The sequence below is a fragment of the Pseudomonas sp. ASL8 genome (assembly GCF_056680355.1).
In genome coordinates this window covers 5,032,281-5,047,263 of sequence record NZ_CM155278.1, presented here as the reverse complement: position 1 = coordinate 5,047,263, position 14,983 = coordinate 5,032,281, and the positions used below count along the sequence as shown (strand labels likewise).

Below are 14,983 nucleotides of genomic sequence, written 5' to 3'. Positions count from 1 at the left end.
GTAATGCACAGTTCCGATAATCGAGGCGACGATAAGGCCCTTAAGCTCCCGAGTGTGGGGGCCATCCTTGGCAATATTCCCGGCGGGCAAGAAAACCTGTTGCCCGCCAGCGCACTGCAAGACCCCCTGCGCGTTGATGTTCCCATGTGGTTGAACTCGGAACCGGCGCCCGATGAGCCGGAACATCTTTACCTGTATTGGAATGACGTAAAGGTCGCTGAAAAAACCTGGACCAAGCCCGTTCTGCCTGGCGAGCTTTTCTTGATGGTTGAGCCACGGTATTTGAGCGCAGCAGGCACGCATCGTCTGCACTACGAAGTAATGACGTTCAACGGCGGCTTAGCCTCTTCTGACCCGCTGGTGCTCACCATCGCCTCTTCCCCCGCCCTTGGCGGTGATCAGGGGCGATTGTTGTTTGATAAAGAGGTCGTCAGCGGCGGGGTAACGGCCCACTACCTTGAGACGCACGGCGACAAAGTCCTGGCTGAAGTGCCCACTTACAACAGGGTTTGGGCAGGCGATACCCTGAGCTGGTACTGGGATCAGAAGCTCTACACTGACGAATGGGTCGGTTCAAGAACATTGACCCAAGCCGATACCTTGAAGCCGTTACTTCTCACGTTTGAAGGCAAAATGATTCGTGAGCGTGGTGAGGGTGATCGATTTGTGCATTATAAGGTAGAGGATCGGGCGGGTAATAACAGCGGGCACTCGCGCCCCGCTAACGTGGAGGCCGTTCCCCCTCCGCGTGACCTGCCCTGGCCTGTTGTCGACGGCGCGACGGGCACTGGACAGGAGGTGGTGCTGGACCCGTTCGATGCAGAGGAAGGCGCGACGGTGGTGATAGCGGATACGGTGGTCATCAAGCCGAACGAGCAGCTATGGGTGCAGTGGGGCGAGCCAGGCAGTTTGGGGGCTTTTCGAACGGCGACACCCATCGTCGCCGGTGCGCGTCGCTATTACATTCCAAAAGAATATGTTGCGCGACACATCGGCAAGGCGCTGTCGGTGTACTACGACGTTGTGGGTCCCGAGGGGACGTTACGGTCCGAGATTCGTCAACTAAAAATAACAACGCTCGATCCTGGGGTACTTCCGATCACTCAATGCAGCCACGTCATCTACCAAAATGGGCAAGCAGTGGTGAACTGGCGGGATATCCCCTCCGAAGGCCTGAAGCTGACGCTGAAACCCTGGCCCTTGATGACGAGGGACCAGCATATCTGGATCAGGGTGTGGGGGCATACGATTATGGGGGGGCGTGAATGGGTTGCAGTCCATAAGCGCCCGCTCGCGGCCCAGGAGTTGGTTGCAGGTGTCGGTGGGACAGACAATCTGACGGTATCAAAATCGTGGCTTGGGGATCTGATCCCTGATCAAGGGTTCTCGGTCTTGGTGTATGTGAGTTTCGATTCCGGGATTACCTGGCCGGACAGCTCGAATTTTCCAACGCTGCACGTTGTGTTCTCTACCGATTAGCTTTGTAGGGGGGGGCAGATTCTGTATGGCTCGAGTTTGCTCGGTACAGCACCGGGACGGCAGTTCTCGGATTGGCGTCTCGACAGGGGCATTGTGCGGAGGGGCGGGGAGCAACAATTATTTTAAACCAAACAGTTCCTGCACGAAGCGCACCCGCTCTTCCACGGTTTCCTGCTCGCCATTCAGCGCCAACTGCTCAAGGCGAGCTTCGACGGCATGGGCCCGGTGGGTCAGACCGCAGTCGTTGGCGATCTGAATATTCAGGCCCGGGCGGGCGTTGAGCTCGAGAATCAGCGGGCCTTTGTCCTGATCCAGGACCATGTCGACGCCGATGTAACCCAGTCCGCACAGCTCGTAACAGCCCGCGGCGAGTTTCATGAAGCCGTCCCAGTTCGGTAGCTGCACGCCATCCACGGAATTGGTGGTGTCCGGGTGTTTGCTGATGATGGTGTTCTGCCAGGTGCCGCGTAATGTCAGGCCGGTGGCGAGGTCGACACCCACGCCGATGGCGCCCTGGTGCAGGTTGGCCTTGCCATTTGACTGACGCGTCGGCAAGCGCAGCATGGCCATGATCGGGTAGCCCATCAGCACGATGACGCGGATGTCGGGCACGCCTTCATAGCTGATGCTCTTGAAGATCTGGTCCGGTGTGACCCGGTACTCGATCAGTGCACGATCACGGTGCCCGCCCAGTGAATACAGGCCGGTAAGGATGCTGGACACCTGATGTTCGATTTCTTCGTGGCTGATGATTCTGCCCGAAACCGTGCGAAACCGGTCTTCGAAGCGGTCAGCAATCACCAGAATACCGTCGCCACCCGCGCCTTGGGCGGGCTTGATCACGAAGTCGTTGCGCCCGCCGATGATCTCGTCGAGTTTGTCGATTTCCTTCTCGGTGGAAATGACCCCGTACATCTCCGGCACATGGATGCCGGCCATGATCGCCCGTTCTTTGGTAATGATCTTGTCATCGACGATCGGGTACAGACTGCGCTTGTTGTACTTGAGCACGTAATCCGCGTTGCGCCGGTTGATACCCATGATGCCCTTGGCTTCCAGGGCCTTCCAGGTCTTCCAGAAGCCGATCATTTCGTCTCGTCCTTAAGGAACGCCTTGAAGCGCATCAGCTCGGTCAGGCGGTAGCCGCGATAACGTCCCATCGCCAGCATGAAGCCCACCAGAATCAACAGTACGGCAGGGAAGGTGAAGACGAAGTAGGTCAGCTCTGGCACGCTCATGATCAGGTGCGCCAGGGAGGCGGCGAACAGTGTACCGATGGCGACTTTCATTGCATGGCCGCTGCCACGCTCTTCCCAGGTGATCGACAGGCGCTCGATGGTCATGGTCAGAATCACCATCGGGAACAGCGCCACCGACAAGCCACGCTCAAGGCCGAGCTTGTGGCTGAACAGGCTGATGGCCGCGATCAGCACCACGACAAAGGTCAGCACCACCGACAATCTCGGCAGCATTTGCAGTTTCAAATGCTCAAGATAGGAGCGCAATGACAGGCCGAGCGCGGTGATGATCGTAAACAGCACGATACCAAAGCCCAACTGTGTCTCTCGGAACGCCAGGGCGATCAGCACCGGGGTGAAGGTGCCGAGGGTCTCCAGGCCGACAAGGTTGCGCAAGATCAGGATCACCAGCACGCCAATCGGGATCATGACCATGATCATGAACGTCTGCTGGGTTTGTAGCGGCAGCCCGTATAGCGAGTAGCCGAGGAAGTGATCGTCAGTGTTTGCATCGGTCAGCTTGGCCAGGCGGATCGCGTTCATTTCACTGTTGTTGAGGGTGAAGTTGACCGTGGCTTTTTTTCCGCCTTCGACGCTGACCAGGTTCTCATCGCCGATCCACCACGTCAGCCGATCTGTCGGCAGACCTTGTTCGCCGTTGTCCGGGTTGAAGTACAACCAGTCTTTGCCGTTGAAGCTGCGCAGCCACAACTCGGGGGTCTGAGGTTGATCGGTCGTCAGGCGTATGGTGTGCAGTTTTTCGACCGGCACGTGGGCAATGGACAGCAATAACTCAGTGATTCGAGCCTTGTTCGAGGTCGATGTGTCACCCGCCAGCAGCAGCTTTACGTTGTCGTCGCTGAGGTTATTGACGCGCTTGATGGCTTCGGTGACAAAGGTTTCGATATCCGCCGAGTGCTGGCGGATAGGTTCAAGCAGGGCTTCGGCGGCAATTTTTTCCGGGCCTTCGATGGCGATGCTGTCACGGAAAACCGAGCCTTTGATCTTGGGTTTGTCGCCGCTGTAGCGTTTGGTCAATACCAGGCGGTAGTAAAGTGTCTGATTACCAGTGGCGCGTCGGGCCGACCAGGTGACTTTGCGGTTGCCGTCGACGCGGTTGACGCTGACACCGTAATTGTTGGAGATGAAGCTCTCGTTGAGGCTGACGTAGTCGTGGCTCAGGGGCGGCACGAACATCTGGATCTTGACCGGGTCTTTGGTGTTGGCGACGAACTCGACTTTGGCGTCGATGTTCCACAAGTCGTCCGTTTCATCCTCGGTCACCGGAATGCCGAGAACGAAAATCTGATAAGCCGTGATCGCGATCCCCAGTGTCACCAGGACAGTAATCAGGATTTTCAGATGGAGGGTAATCGAGCGCATGGGTATTACTCTGCGGTATGAGCGTCGGTGGCGCAGGCAGGCTTGCCCGCTGCGTATTTAAGACTCGGATCGACCAGCGCATCAAAGCGTTTGAGTGCTTCGGAGCCTATCAAAAGCGGGTATTGGAATGCACTTCGGTCAGTCAAGTTCACTTCGATGCTGCGAATAGCCGTCCCCATGCACACATCCAGGTTGATAACCGGGCGCGCGGTGTACTTTTTTTCATCGTCAGGGTCGTAATCGCCGGCGCGGCGCTTGATCTTGCTGACCCGGGCCAGCGGTCGCTCGATCGGGTGGGCGTGGGCATCGTCGATGGCCAGATAGAAGCGCACCCAGGTTTCGCCATTGCGTTTGAAACGCTTGATGTCGCGGGCGCTGAGGGAGGCAGTTTTTGCGCCGGTGTCGAGTTTTGCCGCGACTTGCAGATCGATGTCGGAGAGTGTGGCGTATTCGTTAAGGCCATACACAGTCTTGTCAGCCGCAGCGTTTACACCGGGTAAAAGGAACAAACAGAATAATGTGGGGAAGGGCTTGAGTCTCATAAATCCTGGCGCGGTGAAAGGACGATCTTCGGGGCAAGGGCGGTTTTCACGTAGCACGCAAGCTTCCTCGTGCGCCTGACATACAGGTAGACGGGTATTGGTACCGGTTCCAGTCGACAGAGGCGCGCGGCATTCTAGCATGAAGGTTTTGCGCCGTGAGCATAGTGCGCATCCGTCAAACGCTGTGGGAGAAGTCCTTGTCTACGACGCGCCACACGCAGTGCTCATTAGACGATTGTCGACAATATTGTATTTTTAATTGACTGAACTGGCCTTTTTGGCTAGTTTCTAAGCGATAGATGTTGACAATGTAGTGATTTTGATCGAGGCGGCGAGTCTCGCGTGAGACGATTGCGAGACCCTGCCCGAGAGCGTGTTGCGACCTATTCAGTGGGCCGTCGTGCAGCGCCGTTTTGTACCTGTTGAGCAGCGTTAATCAATCCTCCTATTTATAGAGAGCGTCGAAAACACCATGAGTGCCAACGTTGATCTGAACAATCGCCCGGACTACGACAAGGTCTTGCAAGATATCGCGGACTACGTTCTGAATTTCAAGATTGAGTCCAGAGAAGCGCTGGACACTGCGCGCAACTGCCTGATGGATACCTTGGGCTGTGGCCTGTTGGCGTTGCGATTCCCTGAGTGCACCAAGCACCTTGGCCCAATCGTCGAGGGGACTGTAGTGCCGTTCGGTGCGCGTGTTCCTGGTACCCGTTTCAGTCTGGACCCGGTAAAAGCGGCTTGGGACATTGGTTGCATCGTGCGCTGGCTTGATTACAACGACACCTGGCTGGCCGCTGAATGGGGGCACCCGTCTGATAATCTCGGCGGCATTCTCGCCGTGGCGGACCATCTGTCGCAAAAGCGCGTTGCCAGCGGCGATGCTCCGTTGACCGTGCGAGCCGTGCTTGAAGCGATGATCATGGCTCATGAAATCCAGGGTATTATTGCGCTGGAGAACTCTTTCAATCGCGTCGGTCTTGACCACGTGTTGTTGGTGAAAGTGGCGTCGACTGCCGTCACCGCCAAGCTGATGGGCGCAAATCGCGAGCAGGTGCTGGCCGCGCTGTCCCATGCGTTCGTTGATGGTCAGGCGCTGCGCACGTATCGTCACGCACCTAACGCAGGCTCTCGTAAGTCCTGGGCGGCGGGGGATGCCTCAAGCCGTGGCGTGCGTCTGGCCGATATCGCCATGCGCGGCGAGATGGGTATTCCCGGGGTGCTGAGTGCGCCGCAGTGGGGCTTCTACGATGTGTTGTTCAGTCACACCAACAAGGACCTGGCGCTCAAGCCAGAGGGCAAGCGCGAATTCGCCTTGTCCCAGCCATACGGCACTTACGTGATGGAAAACGTGCTGTTCAAAATCAGCTTCCCTGCCGAGTTCCACGCGCAAACTGCGTGTGAAGCCGCTGTAACCCTGCATCCGCAGGTCAAGGATCGTCTGCACGAGATCGAGAAAATCGTCATCACGACCCACGAGTCGGCTATCCGGATCATTTCCAAGCAAGGCAAACTGGCTAACGCGGCAGATCGCGATCACTGCATTCAATACATGACGGCGGTGCCGCTGGCGTTTGGCAACCTGGTTGCCGAGCAGTACGAAGACGACTTCCACGCCGCTCATCCGATCATCGACGAGCTGCGCGAGAAGATGGTGATTGTGGAAGATGCACGCTATACCCGTGAATACCTGGAGGCTGACAAGCGCTCCATCGCCAATGCGATTCAAGTGTTCTTCACGGACGGTTCCAGCACTGAGCAGGTTGTGGTCGAGTACCCGATTGGTCACCGTCGTCGTCGCGTCGAAGGTATTCCGTTGCTCGAAGACAAGTTCAAGGCCAACCTGGCAACCAAATTCACCGCCCAGCGCACCAGTGAAATTTTCGCCCTGTGCAAGGATCAGGCAAAGCTGGAGGCTACGTCCGTTAACCGGTTTGTTGATTTGTTCGTGATCTAGCGGTATCCCACAGGAGACCGCCTGGCGCTATGGGCCTGTTATTTGAACCGTCGCTCGACGCCTTTTTCTACGAGGATTTTCGCTGAGATCTCTTCAACCGAAAAGTGCGTGGAGTTGATGTGCGGGATGTTTTCGCGGCGGAAGAGGCTTTCTACTTCGCGGACTTCGAACTCGCATTGGGCATAGCTGGAGTAGCGGCTATTGGGTTTGCGTTCGTTGCGAATCGCCGTCAGTCGGTCCGGGTCAATGGTCAGGCCGAACAGTTTGTTTCGATGCTGCTTGAGCGCAGCCGGCAATTGCAAACGCTCCATGTCGTCTTCGGTGAGCGGGTAGTTGGCCGCACGAATGCCGAATTGCATGGCCATGTATAGACAAGTTGGCGTCTTGCCACAGCGCGAGACACCCACCAGGATCAGATCGGCTTTGTCGTAGTAGTGCGTACGCGCGCCGTCGTCATTGTCGAGTGCGAAGTTAACCGCCTCGATCCGCTCCATGTAGTTGGAGTTGTGCCCGATAGAGTGGGATTTACCTACTGAATACGAGGAGTGTGAACTAAGCTCCAGCTCCAGCGGGGCGAGAAAGGTTGAGAAGATATCGATCATGAAGCCGTTTGAGGTCGCCAGGATTTCGCGAATTTCCTGGTTGACGATGGTGTCGAAAATGATCGGTCGTAGTTCGTCCTTATCGGCGGCGCTGTTGATTTGTTGTACCATGGCGCGCGCCTTTTCCACGTTATCGATGTACGGTCGCGTGAACTTATTGAACGTAATGTTTTCGAACTGCGCTAACAGGCTTTGGCCGAGTGTCTCGGCTGTGATGCCAGTGCCGTCGGAGATGAAGAAAGCAGATCGTTTCATTTGCGCCATGGGCCTTAAGCTGGTGACGAATCTTGGATATGATAGGCCCGCTTGCGGACCTTGATGGCCAGCATTCTCACTTATTTTCCAGGTCCAGGCCACAAACGCTCGGAACCGCTCTTAATAGATGTTTCAGCGCCCTGAGCTTTTCCCAACACAGTTAGTGGAGAGATCACCTTGGTAGAGTACGTAGTTTCCCTCGATAAGCTCGGTGTCCATGATGTGGAGCACGTGGGGGGCAAGAACGCATCCCTCGGCGAGATGATCAGTAACCTCGCGGGCGCCGGTGTTTCGGTCCCCGGTGGCTTTGCCACTACGGCTCAAGCGTATCGTGATTTTCTTGAGTTGAGCGGTTTGAACGATCAGATCCATGCCGCCCTTGATGCGCTTGACGTCGATGACGTCAACGCGCTGGCCAAGACCGGTGCGCAAATCCGCGCCTGGATCATGGAGGCCGAGTTTCCCGAGAAACTCAACGCTGAAATTCGTACGGCGTTCGCCGAGCTGTCGGCCGGCAACCCGAACCTGGCTGTTGCCGTGCGCTCTTCGGCCACCGCTGAAGACTTGCCCGACGCATCGTTCGCCGGCCAGCAAGAAACCTTCCTTAATATTCGCGGCGTCGAAAACGTCATCCGCGCTGCAAAGGAAGTGTTCGCCTCGCTGTTCAATGACCGCGCTATTTCCTATCGTGTGCACCAGGGCTTCGATCACAAACTGGTCGCTCTGTCTGCAGGCGTGCAGCGCATGGTTCGCTCGGAAACCGGCACTGCCGGCGTGATGTTCACGCTGGATACCGAATCCGGTTTCCGTGACGTGGTGTTTATCACCGGCGCTTATGGCCTGGGTGAAACCGTGGTTCAGGGCGCGGTCAACCCTGACGAGTTTTACGTCCACAAAAACACCCTTGCAGCCGGTCGCCCAGCGATTCTGCGCCGCAACCTGGGCAGCAAAGCCATCAAAATGATTTACGGTGACGAAGCCAAGGCTGGTAAATCGGTCAAGGTTATCGACGTAGAGCCGGCTGACCGTGCGCGCTTCTGCCTGACCGATGCCGAAGTCAACGAGCTGGCCAAGCAGGCGATGATCATCGAGCAGCACTACAAGTGCCCGATGGACATCGAGTGGGCCAAAGACGGCGATGATGGCAAGCTTTACATCGTTCAGGCCCGCCCTGAAACCGTGAAAAGCCGTACGTCGTCCAACGTCATGGAACGCTACCTGCTCAAGGAAACCGGCACTGTGCTGGTGGAAGGTCGCGCTATCGGTCAGCGCATCGGCGCTGGCAAAGTACGGATCATCAAAGATGTATCCGAGATGGACAAAGTGCAGCCGGGCGATGTGTTGGTCTCCGACATGACCGACCCGGACTGGGAGCCGGTGATGAAGCGCGCCAGCGCCATCGTCACTAACCGTGGTGGACGTACCTGTCACGCGGCGATCATCGCTCGCGAACTGGGTATCCCGGCCGTGGTCGGTTGCGGCAACGCCACCGAAGTGTTGCAAGAAGGGCAGGGCGTGACCGTTTCCTGCGCTGAAGGCGATACCGGCTACATTTTCCAGGGCGAACTGGGCTTCGACATCAAGAAGAACTCGGTCGATGCCATGCCTGATCTGCCGTTCAAGATCATGATGAACGTCGGTAACCCTGATCGCGCGTTCGATTTTGCCCAGTTGCCCAATGCCGGTGTCGGCCTGGCGCGTCTGGAGTTCATCATCAACCGGATGATCGGCGTGCACCCCAAGGCGCTGCTTAACTACGCCGGTCTGCCGCAAGATATTAAAGCCAGCGTCGACAAGCGCATCGCCGGCTACGACGACCCGGTCGGCTTCTACGTCGAAAAACTGGTTGAAGGCATCAGCACGCTGGCAGCGGCGTTCACGCCGAAAAAAGTCATCGTGCGCCTGTCGGACTTCAAGTCCAACGAATACGCCAACCTGATCGGCGGCAAGCTGTACGAGCCGGAAGAAGAGAACCCGATGCTGGGCTTCCGCGGCGCTTCGCGTTACATCAGCGAAAACTTCCGTGACTGTTTCGAGCTCGAATGCCGCGCCCTCAAGCGCGTGCGCAATGAGATGGGCCTGACCAACGTCGAAATCATGGTGCCGTTCGTGCGCACCTTGGGCGAAGCCAGTCAGGTCATCGATCTGCTCGCGGCTAACGGTCTGGTCCGTGGCGAGAACGGTTTACGCATCATCATGATGTGCGAGTTGCCTTCCAACGCGATCCTGGCCGAGGAGTTCCTTGAATTCTTCGACGGCTTCTCGATTGGTTCCAACGACCTGACTCAGCTGACCCTGGGCCTGGATCGCGACTCAGGGATCATTGCTCACCTGTTCGACGAGCGTAACCCTGCGGTCAAAAAGCTCCTGTCGAACGCCATTCAGGCGTGCAACAAGGCTGGCAAGTACATCGGTATTTGCGGTCAGGGTCCTTCGGATCACCCTGATCTGGCCAAGTGGCTGATGGAGCAGGGCATCGAAAGTGTTTCGTTGAACCCTGACTCCGTGCTGGAAACCTGGTTCTTCCTGGCTGAAGCTCAGGCACCGGTCTGATGTGATGAGTGAAGCGTCGGCCTGCTTTGGCAGGTCGGCGCTTCGTCGCGTTTTCTTGGGCGGTTTTCTCAAAGAAACCGCCTTTTTTGTGCAAGAGCAATATGCAAAGCAGCAGCAATCTCTTTCCTGTGGCCTTGATCAGCGCCGAACGCCGTGGCGATCTGATCGAGGACGTGTACCGTTTGAAACCCGCCAACAGCCCGGACATCAGTGTCGAACTGGCCGTGACCCGTCTCGGACTGGCCGAACAGCCCGATACACGCGGCATTCCGGTGGTCCTGTTGCACGGCAGCTTCTCCAATCGCCGCTTCTGGTATTCACCCAAAGGCATTGGCCTGGGCGCGTATCTGGCGCGCGCGGGCTTCGATGTGTGGATTCCAGAAATGCGCGGGCATGGTCTGTCTTCGCGCAATCAAGCGTACCGGCACAATCGTGTGGCCGATTACGCGCGCTATGACCTGCCGGCGATTGCCGCCTTTGTGCGAGAGCAAAGCGGGCAGATCCCGCACTGGATTGGCCACTCGCTGGGCGGTATCACGCTCGCGGCCGCGCTTGGCGGGCATTACCTTGACGCGGAGGGCGTGGCCTCGGTTGCGCTGTTCGGCAGTCAGATCAGCCGTACGTATTGGCCGTTGAAGATCCCGCCAGTTGAGTGGGGCGGGCGCCTGTTACTCAAGCGTTTCAGGCATATCTCCGGCTCGCGGCTGAAGCGAGGACCCGAAGACGAGCCTATTGGGTTGGCGTTGGAAAGCATGCGCTGGTATGGGCTTTTTCGCCGCTTCGGCGATGCCGAGCGAGATTGGTGGGCGGGGTTGAGCGAGGTTCAAGTGCCGGTGCTGGCGGTTGCCGCCACGGGTGATGATCAAGACCCGGTCTGGGCTTGCCGTAAGCTATATGAGCAGTTCGGTTCCGAGCGACGTCAGTTTCTCTGTCTCGGTCGTGATCAGGGCTTTACCGAAGATTTTGGCCATGTCGAAATGCTCGTCAGCAGGGGCGCACAAACCCAAGTCTGGCCGCTGGTAGCGAGTTGGTTGCGGGATCCATCGGTGCCCCTGACCGAGCAGTAACCACTACGCGGTTTGGCGATGAAGCGCTGAGACAGAGCGGTCGGGCGGTTTCGCTAAAGTAGCGTTGCGGCTAAGCTATGACGCATTAAACTGCTTCAGCCACTTTCGCTTTCCGGGCCTGCATTTATGTTCGTGCCACTTGAGCGTCTGATTAATTTGAATGAAGGCTACCGGCGAACCTTCAAGGTCGCTGGGCGAGATCTGTTGCTGATGGTGGTCGATAACCAGCCGCTGCTGCTCGAAGACAGCTGTCCGCATCAAGGCGCGCCCTTGCACAGCGGTACTCTTGTGGGTACGGTCTTGCGATGCAAGCGTCATGGTATTGAGTTCCAATTGCCCAGCGGGCGTCCCTTGCAGGCGTCATGCCCGGGTCTGAAATTTTTTACCCTGGCCTATGAGGGTGATCGAATTGGTATCGATGTCTAGCCGCGCCAGCGTGCCCACGGCTTAACATAGGCGCCAGCATGACGTTTTTCTAAAGAGCCATTGATTTGAAACAGTCGAATGGCTCGTAACACCTGAGATCCTCTTTTTTTAATGATAGGAGTTCACCCATGCATTACCTCACCCCCGATTTGTGCGATGCCTACCCGGAACTGGTGCAGGTCGTTGAGCCGATGTTCAGCAATTTTGGTGGCCGCGATTCCTTTGGTGGTGAAATCGTCACCATCAAGTGTTTCGAGGACAACTCGTTGGTCAAAGAACAGGTCGATCTCGACGGCAAGGGCAAAGTGTTGGTAGTCGACGGCGGAGGCTCGCTGCGCAAGGCGTTGCTGGGTGACATGCTCGCCGAAAAAGCTTCAAGGAATGGCTGGGAAGGCCTGGTGATTTACGGTTGCATCCGCGACGTCGACGTCATCGCGCAAACCGATCTGGGCGTGCAGGCACTGGCCAGCCACCCAATGAAAACCGACAAGCGCGGTATCGGCGACCTTAACGTGGCGGTGACATTCGCGGGTGTGACCTTCCGTCCGGGCGAGTACGTATACGCTGACAATAATGGCGTCATCATCTCCCCAAGCCCTTTGAAGATGCCGGAATAAACAGGACACCGAATGTTCGACGAAGCAAACGCGCAATGGGGGCTGGTACATGCCCTGGTGCTGGATGGTAAAGGCGGGGCGCGTTTCATCGCTCGAACCGAACTGGATGACCTTCAATTGCAGCCAGACGAAAGTGTCTGGCTGCATTGGGATCGCGGTCATCCGCAAACCCAGACCTGGTTGCGCTCCTCCAGCGGGCTGAGCGAGTTCAGCTGTGATCTGCTGCTTGAAGAGAACACGCGGCCGCGTTTGGTGCCATTGCCAAATGCCGAGGTGCTGCTGTTTCTGCGCGGGGTCAACCTCAATCCTGGTGCCGAGCCTGAGGACATGGTGTCGGTACGCATCTTTGCCGCGGCGCAGCAGGTTATCTCCCTGCGCTTGCGTCCCTTGCGCGCCACCGATGAACTGATCGAACACCTGAATCAAGGCAATGGTCCGAAAACCGCCTCTGAATTGATCCTTTATCTCGCTCAATACCTCACTGACAAGGTCCAGACACTGGTCGGTGAACTGACGGAACTGGTCGATGAAGAGGAAGAAAAGATAGATGCCGACGAGCGGTACGCTTCTGATCATGGCGACATGTTGCATATCCGTCGACGTGCAGCCGGCTTGCGCCGTTTTTTGGCGCCGCAACGCGAGATTTACGCGCAATTGACCCGCAACAAATTGCCTTGGTTTGCCGATGACGATGCGAGTTACTGGAATGAACTTAACAACAGCTTGACCCGCTACCTGGAAGAGCTGGAATTGACCCGCGAGCGTGTCGGTCTGGTCCTTGAATCCGAGGACCGGCGCATGCGCGAGGGGATGAATCGGGTGATGTATCGCTTCGGTATTATCACCGGGATTTTCTTGCCGATGAGCTTCCTGACCGGTTTGCTGGGTGTCAACGTGGGGGGCATACCGGGTTCTGGCAGCCCTTACGGGTTTCTGATTGCTTGCTTGATAATGGCTGCCGTGGCGGTTGGCCAGTGGTTGTTGTTCCGTCGTTTACGTTGGGTTTGATTGAGCCGATTCTTTCGCTGGCAAAAGGCTCATTTGTGACTCGGTCGATTCTTGTCGCGTCTTTCAGTGACATTGCGTGAGGTTACCTATGCACGATCCGTTCGAACAATCACTGCGCGACATGCTCAATTCTTCATCCTCCAGTCGGGATGACGATGCTTGCTTGGGCCGTGTTTTGAAAACCGCCAACCGCCAGGTCGGTGCGGGGGATTTGTTCAGCTTGCTCGGCCGCTGGTCGCAAGCATTGATGATCGGCCTGAACAACGGTTCGGCGCATATAGCACCTGTTTCGCGTAACACGCTTTCCTCTGCTCGCCCTGCTGATAAGGCTGATTGAACATGGAATTGAATCTCTGGACGCAGAGCCTTGTGACCGCAATGACTGTGTTGTGGACCAAAGTTGCAAACTTCATTCCGAACCTGTTCGGCGCGCTCATTGTGGTGCTGCTGGGCTTTGTCGTTGCCAAATTACTCGACACACTGCTGTCTAAATTGCTCGCCAAGCTGGGTCTGGATCGCCTCATGGGCGGCACCGGGTTGACCAAGTTGATTGCACGGGCGGGTGTTCAGGTACCGATTTCGACCCTGGTCGGCAAAATCGTCTATTGGTTCGTGTTACTGATTTTTCTTGTGTCGGCCGCTGAATCCCTCGGATTGGAGCGCGTGTCCGCGACCCTCGACATGTTGGCCCTGTACCTGCCGAAGGTATTTGGTGCGGCATTGGTGCTGCTTGTGGGCGTACTGCTGGCGCAATTGGCCAATGGCCTGGTGCGCGGCGCTGCTGAAGGCGTAGGGCTCGACTATTCCGCTGGCCTTGGGCGCATCGCTCAAGGACTGGTCATTATCATCAGTATTTCAGTCGCAATCAGCCAGTTAGAGGTCAAAACAGACCTGCTTAACCACGTGATTGTGATCGGTTTGATTACCGTTGGTCTGGCCGTTGCGTTGGCAATGGGGCTGGGAAGTCGTGAAATCGCCGGACAGATTCTGGCGGGAATTTATGTGCGGGAGTTGTATCAGGTTGGGCAACAAGTGCGCGTGGGCGAGGTCGAAGGTCAGATCGAAGAAATTGGCACGGTGAAAACAACCTTGCTGACCGATGAGGGAGAGTTGGTGTCATTGTCCAACCGAATCCTCCTCGAGCAGCGAGTGAGCAGCCGCTAACCCGGCGAATCCTGCTAATGTATGCCGCCACCAAATTGCCGGAAACATCGGCAGTGGCGGACATTGACCTGACTGTCGGCACGACTTGTTTTGAATAAACCCCAATCGCTGTCCATGCGCTACGACCCCCGCGAGCTCTCCGATGAGGAGTTGGTGGCGCGGGCGCACGTCGAGCTGTTTCATGTGACGCGCGCATACGAAGAGTTGATGCGGCGCTACCAAAGGACCCTTTTTAACGTGTGTGCACGTTATTTAGGGAACGATCGCGATGCTGACGATGTCTGTCAGGAAGTGATGCTTAAGGTGTTGTACGGGCTGAAAAATTTCGAAGGTAAATCGAAGTTCAAGACCTGGCTCTACAGCATCACTTACAACGAATGCATTACGCAGTACCGAAAGGAACGGCGAAAGCGTCGCTTGATGGACGCGTTAAGCCTGGACCCACTTGAGGAGGCGACCGAAGAGAAGGCGCCTACTCCTGAAGAGCGGGGCGGTCTTGATCGTTGGCTTGTGTATGTGAACCCGATTGATCGGGAAATTCTGGTGCTACGTTTTGTCGCAGAGCTGGAATTTCAGGAGATCGCGGATATCATGCACATGGGCTTGAGTGCCACAAAAATGCGCTATAAACGCGCGCTTGATAAATTACGTGAGAAATTTGCAGGTGTTACCGAAACTTAACTCGGAGCAAA

General features: G+C 56.6%; 14 protein-coding genes. 10 read left to right on the top strand and 4 right to left on the bottom strand.

Going from position 1 to position 14,983, the window contains the following annotated elements; all coding sequences use genetic code 11:
- Positions 1-3: 3 nt before the first annotated feature.
- Complete coding sequence (locus tag AC1MEA_RS23160) at positions 4-1,479, top strand: hypothetical protein (protein ID WP_480417526.1); 1,476 nt, start codon at positions 4-6, stop codon at positions 1,477-1,479.
- Between the two features lie 117 nt (positions 1,480-1,596).
- Here the strand turns inward: AC1MEA_RS23160 and AC1MEA_RS23155 are convergent, their stop codons facing one another.
- The 3 genes from AC1MEA_RS23155 to rloA are packed head-to-tail and all read right to left on the bottom strand — an operon-like array spanning position 1,597 to position 4,642.
- Entirely contained in the window at positions 1,597-2,565 is a 969-nt protein-coding gene (locus AC1MEA_RS23155) for an alpha-L-glutamate ligase-like protein (protein WP_449633572.1), read from the bottom strand.
- A complete protein-coding gene (gene rloB / locus AC1MEA_RS23150) occupies positions 2,565-4,100 on the bottom strand; it encodes an osmotic stress tolerance membrane protein RloB (protein ID WP_219060240.1) in 1,536 nt (511 codons plus the stop codon). Before rloB ends, AC1MEA_RS23155 begins: the two co-directional genes overlap by 1 nt.
- A 5-nt stretch (positions 4,101-4,105) precedes the next feature.
- The gene (gene rloA, locus AC1MEA_RS23145; RefSeq protein WP_480918205.1) at positions 4,106-4,642 is read right to left on the bottom strand and encodes a retropepsin-like aspartic peptidase RloA; all 537 of its coding nucleotides are present in this window, start codon (positions 4,640-4,642) and stop codon (positions 4,106-4,108) included.
- A gap of 472 nt (positions 4,643-5,114) precedes the next feature.
- Here rloA and prpD point away from each other — a divergent pair, with 472 nt between their 5' ends.
- Positions 5,115-6,599: a 2-methylcitrate dehydratase gene (gene prpD / locus AC1MEA_RS23140; protein ID WP_480417525.1), complete on the top strand. Its 1,485-nt coding sequence runs from the start codon at positions 5,115-5,117 to the stop codon at positions 6,597-6,599.
- Positions 6,600-6,637: 38 nt separating this feature from the next.
- Here the strand turns inward: prpD and ppsR are convergent, their stop codons facing one another.
- Positions 6,638-7,456 carry a posphoenolpyruvate synthetase regulatory kinase/phosphorylase PpsR gene (ppsR, locus tag AC1MEA_RS23135; protein ID WP_219060236.1) on the bottom strand — a complete coding sequence of 273 codons (819 nt, stop codon included), beginning with the start codon at positions 7,454-7,456 and terminating at the stop codon, positions 6,638-6,640.
- A gap of 177 nt (positions 7,457-7,633) precedes the next feature.
- Between ppsR and ppsA the strand changes: the two genes are divergently transcribed.
- The 8 genes from ppsA to sigX all read left to right on the top strand — a co-directional run bounded on the left by ppsA (position 7,634) and on the right by sigX (position 14,972).
- Positions 7,634-10,009, top strand: coding sequence for a phosphoenolpyruvate synthase (gene ppsA / locus AC1MEA_RS23130; protein ID WP_219060234.1), 2,376 nt, complete (start codon positions 7,634-7,636; stop codon positions 10,007-10,009).
- A 101-nt stretch (positions 10,010-10,110) separates the two neighbouring features.
- A complete protein-coding gene (locus AC1MEA_RS23125) occupies positions 10,111-11,076 on the top strand; it encodes an alpha/beta fold hydrolase (RefSeq protein ID WP_480417524.1) in 966 nt (321 codons plus the stop codon).
- Between the two features lie 126 nt (positions 11,077-11,202).
- On the top strand, positions 11,203-11,502 hold the full coding sequence (locus AC1MEA_RS23120; RefSeq protein ID WP_449633529.1) for a Rieske (2Fe-2S) protein: 300 nt from the start codon (positions 11,203-11,205) through the stop codon (positions 11,500-11,502).
- Positions 11,503-11,630: 128 nt separating this feature from the next.
- Entirely contained in the window at positions 11,631-12,119 is a 489-nt protein-coding gene (gene rraA, locus AC1MEA_RS23115) for a ribonuclease E activity regulator RraA (protein WP_219060230.1), read from the top strand.
- 12 nt (positions 12,120-12,131) lie between these two features.
- The gene (locus tag AC1MEA_RS23110; RefSeq protein WP_480417523.1) at positions 12,132-13,127 is read left to right on the top strand and encodes a zinc transporter ZntB; all 996 of its coding nucleotides are present in this window, start codon (positions 12,132-12,134) and stop codon (positions 13,125-13,127) included.
- 88 nt (positions 13,128-13,215) lie between these two features.
- Complete coding sequence (locus AC1MEA_RS23105; RefSeq protein WP_219060227.1) at positions 13,216-13,464, top strand: CrfX protein; 249 nt, start codon at positions 13,216-13,218, stop codon at positions 13,462-13,464.
- A 2-nt stretch (positions 13,465-13,466) separates the two neighbouring features.
- Complete coding sequence (locus tag AC1MEA_RS23100) at positions 13,467-14,291, top strand: mechanosensitive ion channel family protein (RefSeq protein ID WP_219060226.1); 825 nt, start codon at positions 13,467-13,469, stop codon at positions 14,289-14,291.
- A gap of 90 nt (positions 14,292-14,381) precedes the next feature.
- A complete protein-coding gene (gene sigX, locus AC1MEA_RS23095; protein WP_480417522.1) occupies positions 14,382-14,972 on the top strand; it encodes an RNA polymerase sigma factor SigX in 591 nt (196 codons plus the stop codon).
- The last annotated feature ends 11 nt before the right edge of the window (positions 14,973-14,983 follow it).

Coding starts and splice junctions, on each gene's coding strand:
- AC1MEA_RS23105 (WP_219060227.1), top strand. CDS start 13,216: ATGCACGATCCGTTCGAACAATCACTGCGCGACATGCTCAATTCTTCA.
- AC1MEA_RS23110 (WP_480417523.1), top strand. CDS start 12,132: ATGTTCGACGAAGCAAACGCGCAATGGGGGCTGGTACATGCCCTGGTG.
- AC1MEA_RS23100 (WP_219060226.1), top strand. CDS start 13,467: ATGGAATTGAATCTCTGGACGCAGAGCCTTGTGACCGCAATGACTGTG.
- prpD (WP_480417525.1), top strand. CDS start 5,115: ATGAGTGCCAACGTTGATCTGAACAATCGCCCGGACTACGACAAGGTC.
- AC1MEA_RS23160 (WP_480417526.1), top strand. CDS start 4: ATGCACAGTTCCGATAATCGAGGCGACGATAAGGCCCTTAAGCTCCCG.
- ppsR (WP_219060236.1), bottom strand. CDS start 7,456: ATGAAACGATCTGCTTTCTTCATCTCCGACGGCACTGGCATCACAGCC.
- rraA (WP_219060230.1), top strand. CDS start 11,631: ATGCATTACCTCACCCCCGATTTGTGCGATGCCTACCCGGAACTGGTG.
- rloA (WP_480918205.1), bottom strand. CDS start 4,642: ATGAGACTCAAGCCCTTCCCCACATTATTCTGTTTGTTCCTTTTACCC.
- AC1MEA_RS23120 (WP_449633529.1), top strand. CDS start 11,203: ATGTTCGTGCCACTTGAGCGTCTGATTAATTTGAATGAAGGCTACCGG.
- AC1MEA_RS23125 (WP_480417524.1), top strand. CDS start 10,111: ATGCAAAGCAGCAGCAATCTCTTTCCTGTGGCCTTGATCAGCGCCGAA.
- rloB (WP_219060240.1), bottom strand. CDS start 4,100: ATGCGCTCGATTACCCTCCATCTGAAAATCCTGATTACTGTCCTGGTG.